The organism is Devosia polycyclovorans, from assembly GCF_042181575.1.
GTDB lineage: Bacteria > Pseudomonadota > Alphaproteobacteria > Rhizobiales > Devosiaceae > Devosia > Devosia polycyclovorans.
In genome coordinates this window covers 3090978-3113970 of the sequence record NZ_CP170082.1, presented here as the reverse complement: position 1 = coordinate 3113970, position 22993 = coordinate 3090978, and the positions used below count along the sequence as shown (strand labels likewise).

At 61.4% G+C, this 22993-nt stretch carries 23 protein-coding genes; 12 read left to right on the top strand and 11 right to left on the bottom strand.

What is annotated here, in order from left to right:
- Positions 1-304: 304 nt before the first annotated feature.
- From ACE4RL_RS15580 to ACE4RL_RS15555, 6 genes are all read right to left on the bottom strand, one after another.
- Positions 305-2050: an ABC transporter ATP-binding protein gene (locus ACE4RL_RS15580; protein WP_375598020.1), complete on the bottom strand. Its 1746-nt coding sequence runs from the start codon at positions 2048-2050 to the stop codon at positions 305-307.
- Between the two features lie 9 nt (positions 2051-2059).
- The gene (locus ACE4RL_RS15575) at positions 2060-3133 is read right to left on the bottom strand and encodes an ABC transporter permease (protein WP_375598019.1); all 1074 of its coding nucleotides are present in this window, start codon (positions 3131-3133) and stop codon (positions 2060-2062) included.
- A gap of 50 nt (positions 3134-3183) precedes the next feature.
- A complete protein-coding gene (locus ACE4RL_RS15570; protein ID WP_157288744.1) occupies positions 3184-4593 on the bottom strand; it encodes a CmpA/NrtA family ABC transporter substrate-binding protein in 1410 nt (469 codons plus the stop codon).
- Between the two features lie 361 nt (positions 4594-4954).
- Entirely contained in the window at positions 4955-6163 is a 1209-nt protein-coding gene (locus ACE4RL_RS15565) for a CmpA/NrtA family ABC transporter substrate-binding protein (RefSeq protein ID WP_375598018.1), read from the bottom strand.
- Positions 6164-6173: 10 nt separating this feature from the next.
- Positions 6174-6764, bottom strand: coding sequence for an ANTAR domain-containing response regulator (locus ACE4RL_RS15560; RefSeq protein WP_375600297.1), 591 nt, complete (start codon positions 6762-6764; stop codon positions 6174-6176).
- 105 nt (positions 6765-6869) lie between these two features.
- Positions 6870-7730: an NAD-dependent epimerase/dehydratase family protein gene (locus ACE4RL_RS15555; RefSeq protein ID WP_375598017.1), complete on the bottom strand. Its 861-nt coding sequence runs from the start codon at positions 7728-7730 to the stop codon at positions 6870-6872.
- A 232-nt stretch (positions 7731-7962) separates the two neighbouring features.
- Here ACE4RL_RS15555 and ACE4RL_RS15550 point away from each other — a divergent pair, with 232 nt between their 5' ends.
- The 3 genes from ACE4RL_RS15550 (at position 7963) to ACE4RL_RS15540 (ending at position 9953) form a co-directional block, all read left to right on the top strand.
- On the top strand, positions 7963-8388 hold the full coding sequence (locus tag ACE4RL_RS15550; RefSeq protein WP_375598016.1) for a hypothetical protein: 426 nt from the start codon (positions 7963-7965) through the stop codon (positions 8386-8388).
- Between the two features lie 117 nt (positions 8389-8505).
- On the top strand, positions 8506-8844 hold the full coding sequence (locus ACE4RL_RS15545; RefSeq protein ID WP_375598015.1) for an SH3 domain-containing protein: 339 nt from the start codon (positions 8506-8508) through the stop codon (positions 8842-8844).
- 107 nt (positions 8845-8951) lie between these two features.
- Positions 8952-9953 carry an asparaginase gene (locus ACE4RL_RS15540; RefSeq protein WP_375598014.1) on the top strand — a complete coding sequence of 334 codons (1002 nt, stop codon included), beginning with the start codon at positions 8952-8954 and terminating at the stop codon, positions 9951-9953.
- A 21-nt stretch (positions 9954-9974) separates the two neighbouring features.
- On the opposite strand, the gene ACE4RL_RS15535 is transcribed toward ACE4RL_RS15540, so the two are convergent.
- Both ACE4RL_RS15535 and ACE4RL_RS15530 read right to left on the bottom strand, forming a co-directional pair.
- Positions 9975-10670 carry an RES family NAD+ phosphorylase gene (locus tag ACE4RL_RS15535; RefSeq protein ID WP_375598013.1) on the bottom strand — a complete coding sequence of 232 codons (696 nt, stop codon included), beginning with the start codon at positions 10668-10670 and terminating at the stop codon, positions 9975-9977.
- On the bottom strand, positions 10664-11074 hold the full coding sequence (locus tag ACE4RL_RS15530; RefSeq protein WP_375598012.1) for an antitoxin Xre/MbcA/ParS toxin-binding domain-containing protein: 411 nt from the start codon (positions 11072-11074) through the stop codon (positions 10664-10666). The genes ACE4RL_RS15535 and ACE4RL_RS15530 overlap by 7 nt, the downstream gene beginning before the upstream one ends.
- Positions 11075-11217: 143 nt before the next feature.
- On the opposite strand from ACE4RL_RS15530, the gene ACE4RL_RS15525 reads away from it, so the two are divergent.
- On the top strand, positions 11218-12726 hold the full coding sequence (locus ACE4RL_RS15525; protein ID WP_375598011.1) for a helicase HerA-like domain-containing protein: 1509 nt from the start codon (positions 11218-11220) through the stop codon (positions 12724-12726).
- A gap of 1 nt (position 12727) precedes the next feature.
- Positions 12728-13279: a hypothetical protein gene (locus ACE4RL_RS15520; protein ID WP_375598010.1), complete on the top strand. Its 552-nt coding sequence runs from the start codon at positions 12728-12730 to the stop codon at positions 13277-13279.
- 2 nt (positions 13280-13281) lie between these two features.
- Here the strand turns inward: ACE4RL_RS15520 and ACE4RL_RS15515 are convergent, their stop codons facing one another.
- From ACE4RL_RS15515 to ACE4RL_RS15505, 3 genes are all read right to left on the bottom strand, one after another.
- Positions 13282-13833, bottom strand: a complete 552-nt coding sequence (locus tag ACE4RL_RS15515; protein WP_375598009.1) for a two-component system response regulator — start codon at positions 13831-13833, stop codon at positions 13282-13284.
- A gap of 146 nt (positions 13834-13979) precedes the next feature.
- The gene (locus ACE4RL_RS15510) at positions 13980-14582 is read right to left on the bottom strand and encodes a superoxide dismutase (protein WP_375598008.1); all 603 of its coding nucleotides are present in this window, start codon (positions 14580-14582) and stop codon (positions 13980-13982) included.
- A gap of 97 nt (positions 14583-14679) precedes the next feature.
- Positions 14680-16761, bottom strand: coding sequence for a S9 family peptidase (locus tag ACE4RL_RS15505; RefSeq protein WP_375598007.1), 2082 nt, complete (start codon positions 16759-16761; stop codon positions 14680-14682).
- 214 nt (positions 16762-16975) lie between these two features.
- Here ACE4RL_RS15505 and ACE4RL_RS15500 point away from each other — a divergent pair, with 214 nt between their 5' ends.
- The 7 genes from ACE4RL_RS15500 to mnhG are packed head-to-tail and all read left to right on the top strand — an operon-like array spanning position 16976 to position 22928.
- A complete protein-coding gene (locus tag ACE4RL_RS15500) occupies positions 16976-19396 on the top strand; it encodes a putative monovalent cation/H+ antiporter subunit A (RefSeq protein ID WP_375598006.1) in 2421 nt (806 codons plus the stop codon).
- On the top strand, positions 19393-19818 hold the full coding sequence (locus ACE4RL_RS15495; protein WP_375598005.1) for a Na(+)/H(+) antiporter subunit B: 426 nt from the start codon (positions 19393-19395) through the stop codon (positions 19816-19818). The genes ACE4RL_RS15500 and ACE4RL_RS15495 overlap by 4 nt, the downstream gene beginning before the upstream one ends.
- 1 nt (position 19819) lies before the next feature.
- Positions 19820-20197 carry a Na+/H+ antiporter subunit C gene (locus ACE4RL_RS15490; protein WP_375598004.1) on the top strand — a complete coding sequence of 126 codons (378 nt, stop codon included), beginning with the start codon at positions 19820-19822 and terminating at the stop codon, positions 20195-20197.
- A gap of 4 nt (positions 20198-20201) precedes the next feature.
- On the top strand, positions 20202-21809 hold the full coding sequence (locus tag ACE4RL_RS15485; RefSeq protein ID WP_375598003.1) for a proton-conducting transporter membrane subunit: 1608 nt from the start codon (positions 20202-20204) through the stop codon (positions 21807-21809).
- Positions 21806-22285, top strand: a complete 480-nt coding sequence (locus ACE4RL_RS15480) for a Na+/H+ antiporter subunit E (RefSeq protein WP_375598002.1) — start codon at positions 21806-21808, stop codon at positions 22283-22285. Before ACE4RL_RS15485 ends, ACE4RL_RS15480 begins: the two co-directional genes overlap by 4 nt.
- Positions 22282-22590 (top strand): monovalent cation/H+ antiporter complex subunit F, encoded by a 309-nt coding sequence (locus ACE4RL_RS15475; RefSeq protein ID WP_375598001.1) that lies wholly within the window; start codon positions 22282-22284, stop codon positions 22588-22590. Before ACE4RL_RS15480 ends, ACE4RL_RS15475 begins: the two co-directional genes overlap by 4 nt.
- Positions 22590-22928, top strand: a complete 339-nt coding sequence (mnhG, locus tag ACE4RL_RS15470; protein ID WP_375598000.1) for a monovalent cation/H(+) antiporter subunit G — start codon at positions 22590-22592, stop codon at positions 22926-22928. Before ACE4RL_RS15475 ends, mnhG begins: the two co-directional genes overlap by 1 nt.
- Positions 22929-22993 lie beyond the last annotated feature (65 nt).

Below are 22993 nucleotides of genomic sequence, written 5' to 3'. Positions count from 1 at the left end.
CTGACACGCCACCGATGCTGGACCGATGTGTACCTGTTGGCGACTTTGCCTTGGACGCCCGACCTTGGACGTCGACTATGTGAAGAGCGTCTTGGGAGGAGCTCTGCTGCTCCCATCTTTGCACGAACCGTGCCAAACCAGATCGGCGCCGGTTTTTCTTTAACTTTCAGTCGCTAAGCTGTTCGGCTTGGTTACCCTCGCCATCGGCAGTGAGAACCACCACGCAGCAAAGGGCATCATGTTGCACAAATTTCGTGCATTGGATGGCTTTGGTTGAAAAGTGCATCATTACTGTGCAGCCTCTCTATTCCGCCGCCGCCAGCGCGGATGCCTTGCCGCGTTTGGAGCGAATGCGGTCGAGCGTTTCCTGATCCGGATTGGCGCCGCCCTCATAGGCTTCGAGGAAATCGAGCAGTTCCTCGCGATAGGCGTAATAATCCTTGTGGGCCAACAGCGCCTTGCGCGAACGGGGGCGCGGCAAATCCACCTCCATGACATTGCCGATCCGGGCGTTGGGCCCGTTCGACATCATCACCACCCTGTCGGCCAGCAAAATGGCTTCATCGACATCATGGGTGACACAGATGGCGGTAACTTGCGTGCGCGCCCAGACATCCATCAGCACGTCCTGCAATTCCCAGCGGGTGATACTGTCGAGCATGCCGAAGGGCTCGTCGAGCAGCAGCAGCTTGGGCGACAGGGCAAAGGCCCGTGCAATGCCCACGCGCTGCTTCATGCCATTGGAGAGTTCGGCGGCAGGCCGATGCATGGCATCGCCCAGTCCAACCCGGTTGAGATAATATTCGACCATGTCGCGCCGCTCGGCCGGGCCGGCAGTGGGATAGACGCGATCGACGCCCAGGGCGACGTTCTCGCGCGCCGTTAGCCAGGGCATCAGCGACGGGGCCTGAAACACCACGGCCCGCTCGGGACCGGCCCCGACAACGTCCTTGCCATCGAGCACGACATTGCCGGCGGAGATGTCGTTCAGCCCCGCCACCATGGACAGCACGGTTGATTTGCCGCAGCCCGAATGGCCGATAAGGGTGACAAATTCGCCCTTCTTCATCTGGAAGTCGAAGCCATCGACCACAGTCAGCGGCCCCTTCGGCGTCGGATAGACCTTGGAGACGTCCTCGAAGCGCAGATAATCGTCCTGCGTGCCGGACGCCGCCGCCGCATTGGCATAGGCGCTGGGCAGGCGGGCCGATTTGCCGCGTGCTATGGGGGTGACATTGGGCAGTGCAATGTCGGCTTCGCCCGACGGATTGCGGCTGGCGCCGACATCCATGAGATATTCGGTGATCTCGCGCCTTAGGGTAATGAAGCGATCATCGCCATTGAGTTCGGCGCGGTCGCGCGGCCGCTCGATATCGACCCTGAAATGCGGACCAAGCGTTGCAGCAGGGCCGGGCGTCAGCGGGATCACCCGGTCAGCCAGCAGAATGGCCTCATCCACATCATTGGTAATGAGAATGATGGTCTTCTTCTCGGCCTGGGAAATCTGCGCGAACTCGTCCTGCAGCTTGGAGCGGGTGAGCGCGTCGAGCGCCGAAAGTGGTTCGTCGAGCAACAGGATTTCCGGCTGCATGGCCAGCGCGCGCGCCACGGCAACGCGCTGGCGCATGCCGCCGGACAGTTCGGCCGGGCGACGGTCTGCGGCGTGGCCCAGCCCAACCATCTCGACATAATGGCGGCGCAGCGCGAGCTTTTCGGCGCGCGACTTGGTCTTGTGTACGGCATTGACCGCCAGGTCGACATTGCCGGCCACGCTGAGCCAAGGCATCAATGAATAGGACTGGAACACGACGCCGCGCTCGGGGCCGGGGCCGCCGATCTCCTTGCCACGATAGATGACGCCACCCAGATCGGGTTCGATCAGGCCCGCCATCATCGAGATCAGCGTGGTCTTGCCCGCCCCGGAGAAGCCGAGAATGGCGACGAATTCGCCATCCTCGACGTCCAGATTGATGTCTTTGAGAATGTCGACGCGCTTGGCGCCGTCGCCAAAATGCTTGGCAATGCCGGAGAGCTGGAGAATGGGAGCCATTGTGCGGTCCTATCGCTTGCCGGAGAAGGTGAAGGCGGTCTGCAGGGTGAACATCACCCGGTCGAGCAGGAAGCCGATAATGCCGATGGTCAGCACGGCCACGATGATGCGGGCGAGCGAGGAGGATGAGCCGTTCTGGAATTCATCCCAGACGAATTTCCCCAGGCCCGGATTCTGCGCCAGCATTTCGGCGGCGATCAGCACCATCCAGCCAACACCGAGCGACAGGCGCAGCCCGGTGAAGATCAGTGGCAGGGCCGAGGGCAGCACCAGCTTGGTGATGGTGGTGGGTGTCGAAAGCTGCAGCACCTTGCCCACATTGACGAGGTCCTTGTCGATCGAGGCCACACCGAGCGCTGTATTGATCAGCGTTGGCCAGAGCGAGCAGAGGGTCACGGTGACCGCCGAAATGACCAGCGCCTTGGGAAAGGCGTCGCTGGCGTCCACATAAAGCGCCGACACCACCATGGTCACGATGGGCAGCCAGGCCAGCGGCGAGACCGGCTTGAACAATTGCACCAAGGGGTTGAGCGCGCCGTTGAAAGGCTTGCTGAGCCCCGAGGCAATACCAAGTGGCACGGCGATGATAGTGGCGATCAGAAAGCCCAGACCGACGGTTTTGAGTGAGGTGACGATCTGGTCGAGATAGGTTGGCTTGCCGGTATAGGCGCGCACTTTGACGTCGTCTTCGCGGCCATCGGCGATCAGTTCGGCATTGCGCTCATCCTGGCGCACATAAAAGTCGGCTTCCTTCTCGCGTTCGGCGACATGGTCCTGCCAAAGCGCGCCAGTCTGTTCCCAGACTTGTGCGGGGCCGGGAATGGCGCCGAGCGAGGTTTGCACCTGCGGCGCAAGCACCGCCCAGGCGAGCAGAAACGCGCCGATCCCGAGCAGGGGGAAGAGCAGGCTGTCGCGCAGCTCGCCCATCTGTTCGCGGGGGTCGTCGCCAGCCGCAATCTTGAGCAGTGGCACCAGCCACCCCAGGCCCAATGCGCTGAGCCAGGCGGCAGAACGGTTGATGGCAGTGAACAGCTTCTGCCGGCGGTCGCCAGTAGTGGCGGGGGCTTCGCTTGCAAGGGTCATATTGCAGTCCTCAGGGCTGAGGGTGGCCGTCGCGCGGCCACCCGAGGATGTCAGTTGGCGGCAGCAACCACTTCGGCGCCGACGACGCTGTCGCCGGTTTTCAGGCCAATCGGAAGGCTGTCGATATAGGCGTTGGGTTTGGTGCCGTCATAGGTGACGCCGTCGATGAACTCGGCGGTCGGCTCACGGTAGCCGGTGCTGTCCCAGGGGAAATCGGCCTCATCCACGTGGCCTTCTTCGACCAGCAGGCGCGCGGCCTCGAGATAGATTTCCGGCTTGTAGACCGACCTGGCGACTTCGTCATACCAGCTATCGGGCATATCCTCGGCCACCTGGCCCCAGCGGCGCATCTGCGTGAGGTACCAGACGGCGTCCGAATAATAGGGATAGGTGGCAAAGTAGCGGTAGAACACGTTGAAGTCGGGCACTTCGCGCACATCGCCCGCTTCGAACTCGAACGTGCCGGTCATCGAGGCGGCGATAACCTCGGCGTCGGCACCGACATATTCGGAGCGTGACAGGATTTCGACCGCTTCGGCGCGGTTCGCATTGTCATTCTCGTCGAGCCACTTGGCGGCGCGGATCAGCGCCTTGGTGATCGCCAGCGTGGTGTTGGGATTGGTTTCGGCAAATTCGGCAGTGATACCGAAGACTTTTTCGGGATTGTTCTTCCAGATCTCGTAATCGGTGATAACTGGCACGCCGATCTTTTTGAATACGGCAGCCTGGTTCCAGGGTTCACCAACTGCATAGCCGTCAATGGTGCCCGCTTCGAGCGTTGAGGGCATCTGCGGAGGCGGGGTCACGGAGAGATAGGCGTCGGCCGCGATCTGGCCCGAAACATCCTCGGGCGAATAATAGCCCGGACTGATGCCGCCAGCGGCCAGCCAATAGCGCAACTCGTAATTGTGGGTGGAAACGGGGAACACCATGCCCAAATTGAACGGGCGGCCCTCGATATCGAACTCTTCGATCACCGGCTTGAGCGCGGCGGCGGAAATGGGGTGGACGGGCTTGCCCTCGGCATCCATTTCCAGATGCGGCTTCATCAGCTCCCACACGGCATTGGAGACGGTGATGCCGTTGCCATTAAGGTCCATGGAGAAAGGCGTGACGATATGGGCTTCGGTGCCATACCCAATGGTGGCGGCCAGTGGTTGGCCCGCAAGCATATGGGCACCATCGAGCGAGCCGGTAATCACACCATCGAGCAGTACCTTCCAGTTGGCCTGCGGCTCGAGCGTTACATAGAGCCCTTCGTCTTCGAAATAGCCAAGCTCATAGGCAATGGCGAGAGGGGCCATGTCGGTGAGCTTGATGAAGCCGAATTTCAGCTCGTCCTTTTCGACATCGAGCATGGCAGCGCTGCTGGCCGTGCTGGTCAGCAGGCCCAGGGCGAGACCGGCAAACAGTGGCGCGAGGCGGTGGCGTGGCGGCGTGGGGCAGGTAGTCGCAGTCATCATCGTCTCCGTGTTGTGTCGACAACCGGCGGCCTTGCGAATGCTCCAAAAAACAAACAAGCCGCCAACTGCACATGCGCTCCAATCTTTTGATCGGACGCTTGCCAGTTGGCGGCTTTGCCATTGGAGCGCCCGTCGTCGGACGCCGATATGTTATGAGCCGTCTTGGGAGGAGCTCATCCGCTCAACACATTGCACGAAGCGTGCCAATTGGCCCGCTATGAGAAAAGTTTAATCCGATCAATATTTTGGGGGAATTTGGTGGACTTGTGGCCGGTCACGAAACTGCCCGTTGCGGCGGCATGTCACTAAAATAATGCCTACCATGTGTGCAGTATAGTCGCCTGCACACAAATGAGGCTCAGACCGTCGCCTGCGACTGGACATAGGCTTCGACCGCGTCAGGGTCGAAAATCTGGCCATCGAAAAACCGGTTTGGTCCCAGCTCGATCGTGCCGCCAATCGCGGGCACGGCGTGCTTGTCAGCCTGGTCGCCATCGACGCGCAGGTCCTGGGCGGGCACGGCGACGCGAAGCGGGGCGAGGGCGGCGCGATAGAGGTCGGGTCGGAAGGTGGCGGCTGCGATGGCTGCATTGGCGGCGCTGAACCCGACTTCGCCCCAGCGCACCATCTGGCTGTAATACCACAGGCCGTGGCTCTTCCAGGGGAAGTTGGCCGCGCCGGCATGGGGCACATAGAAATCTGGTATGCTGACCTGCCGGGCGCCCCCGTCAATATGCCCGGTCAGGGCGCGCGCGACGATCTCCACCGGCTGGTTGAGATTTGCCGGCGCGGCCATGATCTCCGCCGCGCGCAGATGGTTGGCGCTGTCCTGGCACCATTGGCCGGCGCGGTAGACAGCCCGAATGGTGGCGGCCACAAGGTCGGGGTTCTGCTCGGCCCAGTCCGAGCGCATGCCGACAGCCTTGTCGGGGCTCCACTGCCAGATCGATGACTTCGTGGTGGCAACACGCGCGCCGAAACTGGCCACGCCGACGCTGTTCCATGGTTCGCCGACGCAGTAGCCATCAAGGCCGCCGGCGCCCAGCGCTTCGGGCAGCAGGGGTGGGGGCAGCACCACGATTTCCACATCGTGGTCCGGGTCGATGCCACTGGCCGCCAGCCAATAGCGCAACTCGTAATTATGCGAGGAAGTCTGGTGTACCACGCCAAAGCGCAGCTTCCGGGTGGTGGAGCGGACAACCTGTGCCAGCGCTTGACCGGCTGGGCCGGCGGCCAGATCGCCGGGCGCGCCCGCATCCGCCATGCGGGCCCAAAGATCCGCGCTCACGGTGATGGCATTATTGCCCAGGCCGGTCATCACCGGGGCGATCATCGGGGTGGCAATCGGGGTCAGGCCAAGATTGGCGGCAATTGGCATCGGCGCCAGCACCAGAGCGATATCAAAATGCCCCAGCGCAGTCCGGTCCCGGATGTTGGCCCAGGAGGATTCGCGCGTCAGGCCCAGCGTGAATCCTTCCTCCTCGGCAATGCCCAGTTCATGCGCCAGCACCAGAAGGGCGCTGTCGAGCAGGGGGAGAAAGCCGGCGGTCAGGTGGGGAAGGGACATGGGTGTGCTCCTATGGCCCAAGCAGATTGGCGGCGGTGATCAGGCTTTGGGCAATATCGATCAGCCTGCGGTTCTGGTTCATCGCCGTCTTGCGCAACAGCGCATAGGCCTCGGGTTCGGAGAGGCCCTTGGTCTTCATCAAGATGCCCTTGGCCTGGTCGACGATCTTGCGCTCCTCCAGCGCGCTACGGGCTTCCTCCAGCTCCCGGCTCAGGCGTGAAAAGGCATTGAAGCGGGAAATGGCCATGTCGAGGATCGGCTTGACCCGCTCTTTCTTGAGGCCATCCACCACATATGCTGAGACCCCGGCCTCCACCGCCTTCTCGATCATCGTCCCGTCCGAGCGGTCAACGAACATGGCGATGGGTCGCTGAATGGCGCGGCTGAGCGAAAAGAAGTGCTCCAGCGTGTCGCGCTTGGGGTTTTCGAGGTCGATGAAGATCACATCGGGCATGGTCTGCGTGATAGTGCGCCCGACCTCGTTGACGTCGTGGATCACTGCCACGCGCGCATATCCGGCCTCACGCAGACCTTCCTCCATGATCGAGGCGCGAATGCGATTCTCGTCGATGATCAGAATGGACAGGTCGGGGCTCGGCATCTTGCGCACTTATGCCTTTGCTGAAAAAAAGCACAAGAGCACAAAATGCACATATGTGATGCAATTTTTGCTTGCGGCGGCGCGGGCGCCGACCGGAGCCGCCGCCTATTTCACCTCATTGCGCCAGCTGAACTGCGGCGAGTATCCCAGCATGCGCTTGGCTTTCTCGATCGAGAGCAGCGTGCCATTGGTCGTGATATTGCCCTTCTGCTCGACCTCGGGAAACACCTCGGCCAACAGGGACATATTGGATCGCGACATCACCGAATCCGCATTGGCGATGATGAAGGCTTCAAAGCCCTTGAACTCCGCCTGGATGGCCCGCCGCACTGCCTGCGCCCCATCGCGCGCATCGATATAGGCCCACAAATTCCATTTCCGCTTGCGCGGTTCGCTGTCAAAGCTCGGGAACGCCTTGTAATCCTCCGGATACATCACATTGGAGAACCTGAGGCCCACCATGCGCAGTTCCGGATCCCAGCGGCAGAACTGGGCCGCCATGGTCTCGTCCAGCAGCTTGCCCAGAGAATAGGCGCTTTCTGGCCGCGGGAAATACTCTTCGTCCACCGGCGCATAGGGCGGCGGATTGTCGAACGGCAGGCCTAGCACGGTTTCACTCGACGCGAAAACGACATTCTTGATTCCGGCCAGACGGCAGGATTCGAACACATTATAGCTTGAGGTGACATTGTTGGTCAGCGTGCGCGCATTGGCCGACAGGCCCGGCGCCGGAATGGCCGCCAGATGCACCACCGCATCGAATGGACCGCCCCGCTCATCCACGCCCCCAAGAATTGCGCTCGACACTTCGCCGAAATTGCTCAGATCGACCCGCACACTCGGGCAAATCGGCTCCGGCAAGGCCTGCTGGTCGAGGTTGAGGACATCATAGCCATGCTCCACCAGATCGCGCAGCACCGCCCGCCCAAGCTTGCCACTGCCACCCGTCACCAGAACCTTGCTCATCAGAACCTCCTCTTTTTCAACGCGAATTTCCGCGCCTGCTATATTGCCAGCCTATTGCGGAACGCTGGCTCTGCCAACCGTTCCTACCGTCTTCTCCGCGTTAACAAATGATGAACGAGGCTCTCAGCGCCGGTTCAAGCGGGCGGGCGCATAACTGTCTCCAAGGTCGGTGCCCCGCATCGACAGGCGGACCACCAATTGGCCGCTTCACCAAGGATCGAGGAGACACAAAATGCTCAAACTTGCCGCACTCGCCCTGCTTGCAGGTCTCGTTGCAACCTCTGCCGTGCTGCCAAGCTACGCGCAGGTGGCCAAGGCGCCAAACCGGCCAAACTACCCCAGCTCCGGCCCGGATCACAGTTGTGAGGACGAAATGGGCCATATGCGCTCGGTCAACGCCTTCGATATTCAGGGCATCCGGGACCAGAAGATCTTCCTCTACCCGATTTGCGAGGACCCCACAGTCCCTGGCAAGAACAATTACGGCACGCTGTTCATTGATGGCAATGTGAATACCTTGCGTGAGCCCATTGCCCGCAATGCGACGCTGATGAATGCACTGACCGCCAGGGGCTACGACCACAACGACGTGATTTCCCTGCGCTTTGCCGGCGGCAACAGCATCTACCTCTATGTCCACCAGCGGGACCTGAACTGAAACCGTTTCGCCGCCCTGGCGCCAAGATGAACGCAGGCTGAATACACCTATCAGCATCGGTTCAAAGGCTTGGTGCCAGGGTATCTCCAACATCAAGCGTTTCGGAGGGCACTCGAAATGAACAAGGCACAGGAAAAAGTTCTCGTCGCCGCATTATGCGGTCTTGTGGTCACCGCCGCCGCCGGCTTTGCCGTGCAGCCCGCCATGGCCGCCGGATACAATGTCGATACGCTGGGCCAGATCACTGGCGTGGCCGAATGGGACCGGCTCAATGTCCGCAAATGGCCCGCTAGCTATTCGCAGAAAATCGGCAGCTTTGCACCGGGTCTGCATGTCTGGGTCGAGCGCTGCATCGAAGTTGAAAACAGCTCTGACTGGTGCCTGGTCGAACGCGGCAACACCAAGGGCTGGGTCAACTCCCGTTACCTGGTACCGGCCGAAAACTGGGACATCTGATCCCCTCTCCCAAGGACGGGAATTTTCCGACCTCCTTCCCATGCATGTTGACTTTCTCCGGTGCTCTTGCTGTTCGTGGCGTACAGCAGACACCGGAGTTTTCTTGCATGGACGCCAATCCCATTCTCGCCGAGGCCGTGCGCGGCAACTGGGTTGAAAACCGGCACCGTGGCGCCTTTGTCGTCGTGGACGCCTCCGGCAAGGTGATCGCCTCGAGTGGCGATATCGAAAGGCCGGTCTTTCCGCGCTCCGCCATCAAGTCCATGCAGGCGCTGGCGATCTTCGACCGTCATGCCACCGACCGCTTTAATCACACGTCCGAAGAGCTTGCACTGGCCTGCGCTTCGCATCATGGCGAAGACGAACATGTCGGCAATGTCGCCCATTTCCTTGATCGTATGGGACTGTCGGTGAACGACCTGGAATGCGGTGCGCACATGCCGACCAATGCCAAGGCTCGGCAAGCCCTGCGAGCTGCGGGTGCTTCGCCCAGTGCGCTTCACAACAATTGCTCGGGCAAACATGCCGGCATGCTCAGCGTGGCCCTGGCCATGGGCGTGCCCGCCTCTGGATATGTCGAGCGCGAACACGATGTGCAAAAGGCCGTTCGTGCCGCTGTGGAATATGTGATCGGCGAGGACCTGACCGAGGATCGATGCGGCACCGACGGCTGCGCCATTCCTACCTGGGCGGCGCCCTTGAGCGCCTGGGCAAGCGGCTTTGCCCGCATGGCCACCGGGCAGGGGCTCGATGGCGAACACGCACGGGGCGCACAGGCGCTGTTCGATGCGGCCACCGGCCATCCGCATCTGGTGGCCGGCACGGGCCATCTCGATACGCTGGTCATGGAGGCCTTCAAGGGACGGGTTATGCAGAAGGGCGGCGCCGAAGGCGTGCAATGCGGCGCCATTCGCGACAAGGGCTGGGGCTACGCGCTCAAATGCGATGACGGCAACATGGTCGCCAGCCATGCCATGGTGGCCGCGCTGCTGCTGAAGTTCGCTGATCCTGATGCCAACCAGAAGGCCGTGCTCGACCAGTTTGCCCGCCAGCCCATCAAGAATGTCAGGGGCACGGTGGTTGGCGAGATGCGGGCAGTTGGGATTTAGTCGGCAACCCGGCAAATTCTCTCAAAGCCCAAAGATCTTCCCGGTGCCGCAATTGCGAATGCGATCGACCCTTTCGCCGTCCCAGTGATAGTCGAAATGGTCCGCTTGCACAGGAGTCGGCATCAGGTCGGGCCAGAAAATAGCCGCGCATTCGCCGCCCTTCTGGCGAACGCTCCGATAGACAATGCCATTGCTGCCCTTGCGGCGGAGTTCGCGGCCCAGCGCCTGGGACGCGCTATAGTCATCTGGCGCATGGTACTGGTCGAGCGGGCGAACGTCGTGCAGTTCGAGATCGAGCCGGTTCACCAGCATGCGGAATTGCGAGGTCCAGCCTGGGGTCTCGCCGCTGGCGGCCAGGGTGCGGCCGTGATGATAGGCAACCTCGCGGATAGCGACTTCCTCGGCATTGCCGGCGCTGTAGACCCCATAACTGCCATCGGTGAACCGACCAGGCCGGTCGCGGCTGACATGCACGAAGGGTGCCATGAGATAGCTTGCACCGGGGCCGCTGACGCGACGTTCCGGCGGCACCAGATCGAGTCGGCCCAGGTGATCCCAGAGCCGGGGATTGGTCTTGGATTCGGCAGAGGCGAGAGCCTCCCAGTCGCGCGGGTCGGCAATGTCCTCGAACAGATCGATAGGTGGGTAGATTGATCGGATCAGGCGGTATGCCTTGGGCCAGGTGACCCGCGTAAGCGCCAGGGTGCCGTTCACCACCCGCCACGCTCGGCGTCAAGATAGTTGCGTACCCGCATCAGGCCGAACATGCTGCCCTCGGTCATGATTTCCAGCGGCGTTCGCCCATCAAGGTTCGCGTTGGCCTTTTTCACCCAGGCGTAGCCGCGTTCCGGATCGGTGTAGAGGTAGCGCAGCCCCTTGTGTATACCCATCAGGAGCGACAGGCGGGTGGCAAGATCGCGGTCGATCCGCCCCACTTCGCCACCTTTCCAGCGCGCATAGGTTCGTGCCGCCAACCCGCCCAGCACATTGCGCGCTTCAGCGTCGCTCACCCCCCAGCGTTCGAACAGCCGGATGACCGCGCGCGCCATGGCCGCCGATTCTGCATCGGTGATGGTTGCGATGTCGGGTACCGCTTCTGTTCGCGGCAGTTCATGCAACATGCCTTTTCTCCTATTGGCATTAAATAGCGCATTTTGTGCCAAATGGCAAATTGGTGAGCCTTTGCCGTCCGGTCAATTGCTTGTTCGATCCACGGCCGGGCAGCTATAAGGACGGTCAGAAACAGACCAACAGGTGATGCGGCATGCTCGTGGACGGCGAAATCTTTTTGGGCGTGAGCGACAAGCCGGAATATCTCAAGCTCAAATATGCCAATCGCCACGGGCTGATCACTGGCGCAACCGGTACAGGCAAGACTGTCAGCCTGCAGGTGCTGGCCGAAGGTTTCTCCGCGGCGGGCGTGCCGGTCTTTGCGGCAGACATCAAGGGCGATCTCTCCGGCGTGTCCCGCATGGGCAAGGCACAGGACTGGCAGACCAAGCGAGCCGAGGACATTGGCTTCACCGACTTTGCTGACGATGTCTATCCGGTGATCTTCTGGGATCTGTTCGGCAAGCAGGGTCATCCCGTCCGCGCCACCATTTCAGAAATGGGGCCGGTCCTTCTCAGCCGTATTCTCGATCTCAATGACACCCAGGAAGGCGTGCTCAACATCGCTTTCCGCGTGGCCGACGAGGAAGGCTTGCTGCTGCTCGATCTGAAGGATTTGCGGGCATTGCTGGTAGAGGTGCAGCAGCGGGCGCGCGAAATTTCCGCGCGTTATGGCAATGTCACCACCGCCTCTATCGGGGCCATTCAGCGTGCGCTCCTGGTGCTCGAACAGCAGGGCGCCGACCATTTTTTCGGTGAGCGGGCATTGGTGATTGACGATCTGATGCGTACCGATGCCGAGGGCCGGGGCGTGGTCTCGATCCTGGCGGCCGACCAGCTCATGCAGTCGCCGCGGCTCTACGCGACTTTCCTGCTTTGGCTGCTCTCCGAACTGTTCGAGGAACTGCCCGAGTTGGGCGATCCGGACAAGCCCAGACTGGTGTTCTTTTTCGACGAGGCCCATCTGCTGTTCGACGACGCGCCCAAGGCGCTGATCGATAAGGTTGAGCAGGTGGTCAAGCTGATCCGTTCCAAGGGCGTGGGCGTCTACTTTGTTACCCAGAACCCGGTCGATGTCCCCGAAAGCGTACTGGCCCAGCTCGCCAATCGCATCCAGCACGCCTTGCGGGCCTATACGCCGCGCGAGCAAAAGGCAGTGCGCGTGGCCGCTGAGACCTTCCGGCCCAACCCGGCCTTTTCGACCGAAGAGGCCATAACCCAGCTCGGCATCGGCGAGGCACTGGTGTCGGTGCTCGAGGCCAAGGGCGTGCCCTCAATGGTCGGGCGTACCTTCATCCGGCCGCCTTCAGCGCAAGTCGGGCCGATTTCACCTGCCGAGCGCGATGCGGCCATGGCCAATTCCCCTGTCGGTGGGCTCTACGACACCGTTCTGGATCGTGAATCGGCGTTCGAAGTGCTGCATAAGCGCGCCAGAGAAAAGCAGTTGGCCGAAGAACGCGCGGCTTTCGAAGAGCAGAAGCGGGAAGAAGCCGAGCGGCTCGCCAAGGAGCGTGAGCGGGCCGAAAAGGCCTCTGCTCCCCGCCGCTCTACGCGCCAATCACCAACCGAAGCGGCGATGACCTCATTCGCCCGCACAGTCGCCAACACCCTCGGCCGGGAGTTGGTGCGCGGTATTCTGGGCGGTATCAAGGGGCGTCGTTGACATGGCAAATCCAGCACAATCCGGCATCACTGTCGCCATCTTCGCCTCGGACAAGGGGCCCGGTGACCCCGAGCGCGCCAGCCTTATGGGTGAGGTCGGCCGGGTATTTGCCCGCAAGGGGGCGCATATGCTGTGTCTGGCAGAGAACGGCGTCATCCCGGTCCCGCTTATCACTGCCGCGCGCACGGCCGGCGGTAGCGTGGAAGTGGTTGCTGATGCCAGCATCAGCTTGCCGCCGGCCTTGAGCGGGGTGCCAATTACGGCCTTGCCCGTCCAGGCCGAGCGCCAGACTTACCTGGCCGCTAAAAGCGCGGCCTTCTGCGTTCTGCCGGGGTCTCTGGCGTCGATTTCTTCGCTATTCGGTGCCTGGGCTTCGGGCGCGTCGCGGCCGGTCGTCATGCTCAACAGGCACCGTGCCTTTGAAGTGGTTCGCGGCTTTGCAGCTGACGTGATGTCGGCCTCCGTGCCCCATCACGACCGCAATATCCAGTTCGCCGACACGGTTGAGGATCTCTGGAACAAGGTCGTCTGGGTCAACGAGCAGCGGCGCTAGAATTAGGCCAAGGGCCCCAGATCGGGCCGCGCCGAGCGCTTGTCGGGAAACAGCGGCACCACATTGTCCGTATAGCGTCGGCCCGGATGCGGCTCGGGCCTGCGCAATGGCACGCGATTGCGCCGCTCCGGCCCCCGATAGCCAAAGCCCAGCGCGCCGATGACACTGCGATTGAGCAGGCGCGCCTGCACCCGCTGCAGCAGATGTCGCGGCGACATCGGCTTGATCAGCACCTCGTCAATACCGGCGCTGATCGCCTGTTGGCGCATGGGCGGCGTGATAGAGCGCGTCATGGCAATGACCGGCAAGTCCCGCGACACCAGGCTCGGATCGAGCCTTATGGCCTCGACCATCTCATAGGCTGGGCGCCCCTCGCGGTCGAAATCCACCACGAGCATGTCGAGCGGGGCGATGCGCATATAGGCGAACAGTTCCGCCTCGCTGTCGAAGGGACGCACGCGCAGACGTGAGTCGCCAGCCAGCACCATGGTCAGCAGGGCGCTGAGGGCCGGATTCGCGGCCAGAATGGCGATGGTCTTGCCCGCTGCGTTCACGCAGACCCCCTTTTGTCGTTAATGCTTCGTTAACATGACGTAACGGGGGATAGAAGCGTCTCGTTCCGGTTCTCAAGAGAGAATGCAGCGACAAAAAAGCGGCGGGATCGCTCCCGCCGCTTGATTGACTCGAGATGTGACCGCGATCAGGCAGTCGCTTCCTCGAACATCTTCTCTACATATTCCCAGTTCACCAGATTATCGAACCAGGCCTCGAGATATTTCGGACGCGCATTGCGGTAGTCGATGTAATAGGAGTGTTCCCACACGTCGACGCCCAGGATCGGGCTGGCGCCGTTGACCAGCGGCGATTCCCCATTCGGGGTCTTGCTGACTTCCAGCTTGCCGTTCTTGACCGCGATCCAGGCCCAGCCCGAACCGAACTGGGTGGTGCCGGCGGCGATGAAATCGGCGCGCAGCTTGTCATAGCCGCCAAGGTCGGAATCAACGGCCGTCTGCAACTTGCCCGGCAGCGACTTGCCGCCGCCATTGGGCTTCATCCAGTTCCAGAAGTGGATGTGGTTGTAGTGCTGTCCGGCATTGTTAAACAGGCCCGCATTCTTGCCGTGGCTTTCTTTGACGATCTCTTCCAGGCTCTTGCCCTCGAGGCCGGAGTCCTTGAGCAGGTTGTTGCCGTTGGTCACATAGGCCTGATGATGCTTGTCGTGGTGAAACTCGAGCGTTTCGGCGGACATATAGGGGCCCAAGGCATCGTAGGCATAGGGCAGGGCGGGCAGTTCAAAGGTCATGTTAGCCTCCATTGGGTTCAGGATGACGCTGGCAGGTGCCGCAATTTGCGTCGACTTATAAGGAGATGTGCCGGGCGCAACAATGTCGCGCGAAGAACTAACCGTCCAATCCGGCTGACTTTATTGCAAAAGCGTAGCACTGGGCGGTTTCCTTGAGGCGATCGAAGCGGCCGGACGCCCCGGCATGCCCGGCCCCCATATTGGTCTTGAGATACAATGGTGCGTCCCCGCTCTTGGTTGCCCTCAACTTTGCGACCCACTTGGCCGGCTCCCAATACGTCACGCGCGGATCGGTCAGCCCTGCCAGCGCAAAGATTGGCGGATAGTCCTGCGCCGACACCGCCTCATAGGGCGCATAGGCGGCGATGCGGTTATAGTCCTCGGGCGAGCTGATGGGGTTGCCCCATTCCGGCCACTCAGGCGGCGTCAGCGGCAATGTATCGTCCAGCATGGTATTGAGCACATCCACAAAAGGCACCTGGGCAATGATCCCGCCCCACAGGTCCGGCCTGAGATTGGCGATGGCCCCCATCAGCATGCCACCGGCGGAACCGCCCTGGGCGATGATCTTGCCCTTCTGCGTATAGCCTTCCGCGATCAGCATTTCCGCCGCGGCAATGAAATCGGTGAAGGTATTGGACTTGTGCTCGCGCCGGCCCAGCCTGTACCAGCGATAGCCCTTGTCCATGCCACCACGGATATGGGCAATGGCATAGACAAAGCCCCGGTCAACCAGGGAGAGCACCGAGACCGAGAAGCTCGCCGGCATCGACATGCCATAGGAGCCGTAGCCGTAGAGCAGGGTAGGGTTGGTCCCGTCGAGCTTGGTGCCCTTGCGGTAGAGCAGGGTCACCGGCACCTGTTCGCCGTCACTGGCCGTTGCGAAAAGGCGCTTTGTCTCATAGCCGGCAGGGTCGTGGCCCGAGGGTACTTCCTGGGTCTTGAGCAGGGTCCGCTCACCGGTTTCCAGATCCACATCGAACACCTGGCTGGGCGTGGTGGGCGAGGAATAGGTCAGGCGGAACACGGAGGTGTCGAATTCGTAGCCGGTCGACATGCCCAGCGAGTAGGCCTCCTCGTCGAAGCCCACGATTTCTTCCTTGCCGGTGCGCAAGTCGCGCGCGACAATGCGCGGCAGCCCATCCTCGCGTTCGAGCCGCAGCAGGTGATTGGCCAGAACCGCAATGTCGAGAATCAGCACGCCTTCCCGATGCGGCACCAGGTCGGTCCAGTTTTCCGCGCCAGGATTGTCCGAGGGGGCAGTGACAATCTTGTAGTCCTCGGCCCCATCTGCATTGGTGCGGATATAGAGTAGGCCACCACGCTCTTCGAGCTCATATTCCCGATCTGTCACGCGCGGCGCGACCAGACAGGGTTCGCCGCCGCGTTCGGCATCGATCAGCCAGACTTCGCTGGTCTGGTGGTCATGCGCGTCGATCACGATGAACTTGTCCGAGAGCGTCTTGCCCACGCCGACAAAAAAGCCCGGGTCCTTTTCTTCATAGACAACCGGATCGGCCGATTGCGCCGTGCCGATATCGTGGCGGCGAATGCGGAACGGCCGGTGATTGTCGTCATACTCGGTATAGTAGATCGACCTGCTGTCATTGGACCATACATAGGACCCGGCTGTCTGCCGGATGACCTCGTCGCTATCCTTGCCCGTGGCGAGGTCGCGCAGCACAATATCGTAATATTCCGATCCTGCCCGGTCTGCTGCCCAGGCCAATGTCTTGTGCGACGGGTCGTGACTGGCGCCGGCAAAACCGAAATAGCTGTCCCCGGCCTCGGCATTGCAGTCGAGCAACACGCTTTCCGCGCCACCCCGCCGTGGGGTGCGCACGATCAGCGGGTACTGTTTGCCTTCGAGCATGCGCGTGTTGTAGGCCCAGTCGCCGTCCGGGGAGGGCACCCCGCTGTCATCTTCCTTTATCCGGCCCCGGATCTCCTTGTAGATCTTGTCCTGCAGTTCCGCAGTCGGCTGGCCGAATTCGGCCTCGTAGAAACCGTTCTCGGCCTCGAGATAGGCCCGGATTTCCGGGTCGAGCGTCTCGGGCTTCTGCATGACCTCCTGCCAATTGTCCGCACGAAGCCACGCATAGGGATCCTCGCGGGTGACATTGTGGTGCGTGTGCGTATGCGGAACGCGCTTGGCAATGGGCGGGGTGGCTGTGGTCATGGGGTCTCCGGAATATGCGGCGGCAGGCCGCCACGGGAAGTTGCCACAGCACATAGGCCGCGCCATCCCGCTTTGAAAGCCCTTGATGCGGTGGAAATGCAGATGCCCTTTGGTCGCACCCGGGCCGATTCTGCTTGTCCCCCGGGTTCCAATCAGTAAGGTCGCAAGCCAAATCCAAAGGAATCGCATTAGTCGCGAGAGAGGAGTGGCAGCATTGGGGTCGTCATTTGAGGCAGGTATAGGTCTTGCTGCCGTTGCACCCTTCGTGGCTGCCATTCTGGCACCATATATCCAGCGCTTTGCAGGCGCTTATGCGGGGTGGATCCTGGCGATTGTTCCAGCCAGCATCTTCATCTACCTGCTGGGTTTTGCCGATGCGGTCATCCATGACGAAACGGGTTCAAGCGCCATCGAGTGGATCCCCGCCTACGGCATCAACCTCTCCTTTCTGGTTGATGGCCTTAGCCTCATCTTCGCGCTGACCATTTCCGGCGTTGGTACGCTGATCATTCTGTACTCTGGCGCCTACCTTGCCGGTCACCATCATCAGGGGCGCTTTCTCGGCTATATGCTGGCCTTTATGGGTGCCATGCTGGGTCTGGTGCTGGCCGACAGCCTGCTCGCCCTGTTCCTGTTCTGGGAGCTGACCTCGGTAACCTCATTCCTGCTCATCGGCTTTGACCATTCGCGCCAGGCGGCGCGGCGCGGCGCCATCCAGGCGCTGGTGATCACCAATATTGGCGGCATGTTCCTCCTGGCCGGCGCCATTCTGGTCTACCAGCTTTCCGGGAGTTGGGAGATGAGTGCGGTGCGCGAGTTGGGAGATCTGCTGCGCAACAGCGATCTCTACTTGCTGGTGCTGATCTGCTTTCTGGGCGCCGCGTTCACAAAATCCGCCCAGTTTCCGCTGCACTTCTGGTTGCCCAACGCAATGGAAGCGCCGACCCCGGTTTCGGCATTCCTGCATTCGGCCACCATGGTGCAGGCCGGCGTCTATCTCTTGGCGCGCATGACACCCTCGCTCGGCGGTACCGATGTCTGGACCAATGTGCTGGTGATCTTTGGCGGCGTGACCCTGATCTGGGGCGCGCTGGGCGCGCTCAAGCAAACCGATCTCAAGCAGATCCTGGCGCAAACCACGATTGCCTCGCTCGGGCTCTTGGTGCTGCTTATCGGCCTGGGGAGCACCTATGCCATCTCTGCCATGGTGGTCTATTTCGTAGCCCACGCCTTCTACAAGGCCGGGCTGTTCATGGTGGCGGGTGCGATCGATCACGAGGCGGGCACGCGCGAGATCACAGCGCTCGGCGGTCTCGCTGAAAAAATGCCAGTGACCTTCATCGGCGCGGCGCTCGCGGCGCTGTCCATGGTCGGGCTCCCGCTGACAATCGGCTATTTTGCCAAGGAAGAAATGTATCTCGGCCTGATGAGTGGCGAGTGGACGGCCATCGCCGTGATGATCGTGCTCATTGCCGGCAATGCCATGCTGGCCGGGGTAGCGCTGCTGGTTATGATCAAGCCCTTCCTGGGTGAAGCCGTGGCGACACCCAAGAAGCCGCATGAAGCGCCCATCGCCATGTTGGCTGGTCCCATGCTGCTTGGTGCCGGAGGCATTGTCACAGGCATCCTGCCCGATTGGCTGGGTCACGATGTGCTGGTCCCGGGGGCATCGGCCATACTGGCGCGCGAGGTTGAAAGCCACCTGACCCTGGCACTGGACGTCACCAGCCTGCTGCTCTGGCTGTCTGCACTGACCTGGGCACTCGGAGTTCTGGTCTATCGCCAGGTCGACACCATCCGCACGCTGTTGCGCCGTTTCGACAAGGCCTTGGGCTGGACGGCCGACACGGTCTTCGACGCCGTTATGTTCAGCCTGATCCGCTTTTCGGGGGGCGTCACCCGGTTCCTGCATCACGGGCAGTTGGAGTTTTATCTGGTCATCGTCTTCCTGGGGTTCGCCGTCGCGCTGTTTGGGCCCATGCTGATCTGGGGCGGGTTGGACTGGCTGGTACCAACCGCCGAATTGGGGGATTGGAGCCAGCGGCTCGTTCTTCCAACACTCTCACCCTATGAGTGGGGCGTGTTGCTGTTGGCAGTGCTCGGGCTGTTTGCCGTGCTGATAGCCCAGTCGCGGCTGATCGCGATCCTGTCACTGGGCGTGCAGGGCACCGCCGTTGCGCTGATCTTCCTGCTGTTTGGCGCGCCCGACCTCGCCTTTACCCAGCTCATGGTGGAAATCCTCTCCGTGGTTATCCTCACCTTCGTGATGACCCGCCTGCGGCTTGATCAACGTGACCACCGTCCGTTTGAGGACTGGGCGCGTGACGGCGCTTTGGCTCTCGTGTGCGGCTTGGGCGTCAGCCTCCTCTTGATGCTGGTGCTCAATGGAACACTCGACACGCGTCTATCGGACTTCTTTACCGCCACCAGCGTGCCGATTGCGCATGGCCACAACATCGTCAACGTGATCCTGGTCGACTATCGCGGTTTTGATACGCTGGGCGAGATTGCCGTGGTCATGGGGGCTGGCATGGCCGTGTTGGCGCTGTTGCGGCGGCAGAGCAAACTTGCTCCCGTGGCCGGTGAGCCAGCCAAGCCAAAGCGAGCCCGCAAGCCCGGGAAGGCCGCGTCATGAATACGGTCATCTTTCGCACACTGGCGCCGCTGATCGTCGCTATCATGCTGGTCTTTTCGGTCTATGTGACCCTGCGTGGTCACAATGAGCCGGGCGGCGGATTTATCGGCGGCCTGATCGCAGCGGCCTCGATTGCCGTGTTCGGCATGGCCGCCGGCGTGCGCGCGGTGCGCCGCGCCCTGCGCTTTGATCCGATGGCCATTGCCGGCTTTGGGGTGGTCTTTGCCGGTCTTTCCGGCATTGCCAGCCTGTTTACCGGCTCGCCATTCATGACCAGCATCTGGCTCTATGTGGAATTTGGATCCAGCATCATCCCGCTCTCAACGCCCATGTTCTTCGATATCGGCGTCTACTGCGTTGTTTTCGGCACCTTGTCGGCCATTGCCCTGTCGCTGGAAAGCGACCGCGAAGAGGATCTTTGAGATGGAGTATATCCTCGCCGCACTGGTGGGCCTGTTCATTGCCATCGGCACCTATCTGCTGCTGTCGCGCTCGGTCATTCGCATGCTGATCGGTCTGACCATATTCGGCAACGGCGTGCTTTTGCTCATTTTCACCGCCGGGCGTCTGACTCAGGAAGTCGCACCCATCGTACCTGATGGGCTCGACGTGCCCGAGGGCGTCATTGCCAATCCCCTGCCGCAGGCGCTGATCCTGACCGCCATCGTCATCGGCTTTTCCATGTTCGCGTTTCTGCTTGTCCTGGCCTTCCGGGCCTATCAGAGTCTGGATGCGGACAACACCGACACCATGCGCCTGGCCGAGCCCGACAACGCGCCCAACCCGCCGCTGAGCTACTGACCCCATGGCCACCACCAACCCGACAACTGACCTGCCCGCGGCCATGATCGACACGGTCGTTCCGGCGTCCGACTGGGTCATCGTTCTTCCCATCGCGCTCGCCCTGATGGGCTCTGCGGGCCTGATGATGTTCCGCCGCAGCAATGGCTCGCCGCTCATTGCAGCGCTGATCGTGATCGCCGGCATCATCGCCTGTGAAGTAGCGCTGCTCCTGGAGATTTTGGCCAATGGTCCGGTGAGCATGACGATGGGCCGCTGGTTTCCACCCTTCGGCATCAGCGTGACGGCAGACATCTTCGGAGCAAGCTTTGCCCTGGCGGCTGCCGTGGTCACGGCCATCGTTCTGTTCTACGCCGAACTGGACCGGGCCGACGCAGATGGCCGGGACGCCTTTCATCCCATGGTCCTGCTCCTCTTGGCGGGCGTGACGGGCGCTTTCCTCACGGGCGACCTGTTCAATCTCTATGTGTGGTTCGAGGTCATGCTGATTGCCTCGTTCGGGCTGATCGTGCAGGGCAACCGGCCGCTACAACTCGATGGGGCCGTCAAATACGGTTTCCTGAACTTCCTGGCCACGACCTTCTTCCTCTTGGCGCTCGGTCTGCTGTACGGCCTCTTGGGCACGCTCAACATGGCCGACATCATGCGGGTCGCCTCAACGGCCAACCCCGCGGCCATGGCCGGCGTGGCGGCCTTGCTGATGCTGGCCTTCGGCATGAAAGCGGCGGCGTTCCCGGTCAACGCCTGGCTTCCGGCCTCCTACCACACTCCGCCTGCGGCCATATCCGCCCTGTTTGCCGGGCTGCTGACCAAGGTTGGCGCCTATGCCATGTTGCGGGCCTTGGTGGTCGTGCTGCCCGCCAGCCGGGACATGCTCGAACCTGCCCTCGCCTGGATTGCGATCGCCACCCTGGTGATTGCGCCTTTGGGTGCCATCGCCGAAACCAATCTGCGCCGCGCCATCGGCTTTATAGTAATTGGGGGGATCGGTGCTGTGCTCTCCGGGCTCGCAATGCCCAGCCTCAATGGCGTTGCCGGTGCGGGCCTCTACATCTTCCACGCGATCCTGACCATGACCGCGCTTTATATGGTCGCAGGGCTGGTGGAGAAGACCACAGGCCAGACCGATACCCGGCGCATGGGCGGTCTTTATGCGGCGAACGTGCCCCTCTCTGTTCTGTTCATCTTGATGGTCCTAGCCTCTGCCGGGGTGCCCCCCTTCCTCGGCTTCTGGCCCAAGCTGCTGCTGCTTGAAGCCGGCCTCGCCCAAGGCGTAACGGGCACCGCGCCAGGCTGGCTGGGCACCGCTATGGTCTTGGCATTATTGATAAATGCTGTCCTCACCCTCATCGCCGGCACGCGCATCTGGGCTCATATTTTCTGGCGCTCCGGTCCGGAAGGGCAGGGCTCGGAGCATGCCAGCATCGCATTGGCACCATTCGATAATCGCGGCAAGATAGCCCTCGGCGCCACCACATTCCTGGTCGCCGGGATCGTGTTGGCCGGTCTCTGGCCCGGGCCACTGATGGCCGGTATCAGCGCAGGCGCGGCCGATATCGTTGACCCAGCGCGCTACGTCGCAGCCACGGGTCTGGCAGGAGACGAGCTATGAGCACGGTATTTCTGGTCGTCGTTCTGGCCCTTGTCTGGGCGGCTATCTCCGGCAGCTTCTCAGGACTGAACCTTTTGCTCGGCGGTGTCGTGGGCGGGGTGGCCGTCCTGGTGTTGCGGGAAGCATTCTCCAGTCCGAGTGCCTTGCGGCGCCTTCGCCGCATGGCCTCGCTGACGGCGCTGTTTCTTTATGAATTGATCGTCAGCGCCGTGCGTGTTGCGATCGTCGTCGTACGCCCGGATATGTCCAGTGCGGTACGCCCAGCAATTATTGCCGTCCCGCTTACTGTAAAATCTGACGCAGAGATCACGCTTCTGGCCAATATGATTACCCTAACCCCCGGCACTCTGAGCGTGGATGTGGCAGCAGATAAGTCGGTTCTCTATGTGCACGCGTTGGATATGGCAGACAAAGAGGCCATGATCGCCGACATTGTAAACGGCTTTGAGAAGAAGATCCGGGAGGTGTTCGAATGACAGCAACACTTTTCATAGAGTGGGCGACCCTGATCTCCCTGGTCATGCTGGGTCTGGCATTGCTTGTTTCCCTGGTTCGGATTGTCGTTGGCCCATCACTATCGGATCGCGTGCTGGCCTTGGATCTATTGGCCGTCGTGGCGATGGGATTTGTCGGCGCAATCGCGGTGCGAACCGGGCTCTGGCTGTATCTCGACATCGCCATCGCGTTGGCACTGCTGGGCTTTCTGGCAACAGCGGCACTCGCGCGCTACATCCTGCTGCGGGGGGCGCGGCAAGAGGGGTCAACAGAGGAGCGCGTCTAATGCTTGACGGTCTGGAACTTTACCTCGGCGGCGCACTTCTAGTGCTTGGCGCTGCATTTACATTGCTGGCCGCGGTCGGCGTGGTTCGCCTGCCTGACCTCTATACCAGAATGCATGCGGCCTCCAAAGCCGGCGCTGTTGGGGGCGGGCTGATTCTTCTTGCAGTGGCGGTGTTGAGCCAAGATGCGGCCGTTTCCATGCGTGCAATTATTGGTGTGCTGTTTGTACTGCTGACTACGCCTGTTGCTGCCCATCTATTGGCGCGCGCAAGTTATCTTACTGGTTATCGGCCATGTAATGAAACTGTTATCGATGACATAGCTGCAAGAAAAGAATAATATTCGTCGCCATAATTCCAATCCATATTACATGTTAAGCCTGTCCCAAGGGGCTTGCACGGGCT

Coding starts and splice junctions, on each gene's coding strand:
- ACE4RL_RS15555 (WP_375598017.1), bottom strand. CDS start 7,730: ATGAGCAAGGTTCTGGTGACGGGTGGCAGTGGCAAGCTTGGGCGGGCG.
- ACE4RL_RS15545 (WP_375598015.1), top strand. CDS start 8,506: ATGAACAAGGCACAGGAAAAAGTTCTCGTCGCCGCATTATGCGGTCTT.
- ACE4RL_RS15495 (WP_375598005.1), top strand. CDS start 19,393: ATGAATACGGTCATCTTTCGCACACTGGCGCCGCTGATCGTCGCTATC.
- ACE4RL_RS15540 (WP_375598014.1), top strand. CDS start 8,952: ATGGACGCCAATCCCATTCTCGCCGAGGCCGTGCGCGGCAACTGGGTT.
- mnhG (WP_375598000.1), top strand. CDS start 22,590: ATGCTTGACGGTCTGGAACTTTACCTCGGCGGCGCACTTCTAGTGCTT.
- ACE4RL_RS15575 (WP_375598019.1), bottom strand. CDS start 3,133: ATGACCCTTGCAAGCGAAGCCCCCGCCACTACTGGCGACCGCCGGCAG.
- ACE4RL_RS15475 (WP_375598001.1), top strand. CDS start 22,282: ATGACAGCAACACTTTTCATAGAGTGGGCGACCCTGATCTCCCTGGTC.
- ACE4RL_RS15485 (WP_375598003.1), top strand. CDS start 20,202: ATGGCCACCACCAACCCGACAACTGACCTGCCCGCGGCCATGATCGAC.
- ACE4RL_RS15490 (WP_375598004.1), top strand. CDS start 19,820: ATGGAGTATATCCTCGCCGCACTGGTGGGCCTGTTCATTGCCATCGGC.
- ACE4RL_RS15560 (WP_375600297.1), bottom strand. CDS start 6,764: ATGCCGAGCCCCGACCTGTCCATTCTGATCATCGACGAGAATCGCATT.
- ACE4RL_RS15530 (WP_375598012.1), bottom strand. CDS start 11,074: ATGTTGCATGAACTGCCGCGAACAGAAGCGGTACCCGACATCGCAACC.
- ACE4RL_RS15550 (WP_375598016.1), top strand. CDS start 7,963: ATGCTCAAACTTGCCGCACTCGCCCTGCTTGCAGGTCTCGTTGCAACC.
- ACE4RL_RS15565 (WP_375598018.1), bottom strand. CDS start 6,163: ATGTCCCTTCCCCACCTGACCGCCGGCTTTCTCCCCCTGCTCGACAGC.
- ACE4RL_RS15480 (WP_375598002.1), top strand. CDS start 21,806: ATGAGCACGGTATTTCTGGTCGTCGTTCTGGCCCTTGTCTGGGCGGCT.
- ACE4RL_RS15520 (WP_375598010.1), top strand. CDS start 12,728: ATGGCAAATCCAGCACAATCCGGCATCACTGTCGCCATCTTCGCCTCG.
- ACE4RL_RS15580 (WP_375598020.1), bottom strand. CDS start 2,050: ATGGCTCCCATTCTCCAGCTCTCCGGCATTGCCAAGCATTTTGGCGAC.
- ACE4RL_RS15510 (WP_375598008.1), bottom strand. CDS start 14,582: ATGACCTTTGAACTGCCCGCCCTGCCCTATGCCTACGATGCCTTGGGC.
- ACE4RL_RS15570 (WP_157288744.1), bottom strand. CDS start 4,593: ATGACTGCGACTACCTGCCCCACGCCGCCACGCCACCGCCTCGCGCCA.
- ACE4RL_RS15505 (WP_375598007.1), bottom strand. CDS start 16,761: ATGACCACAGCCACCCCGCCCATTGCCAAGCGCGTTCCGCATACGCAC.
- ACE4RL_RS15525 (WP_375598011.1), top strand. CDS start 11,218: ATGCTCGTGGACGGCGAAATCTTTTTGGGCGTGAGCGACAAGCCGGAA.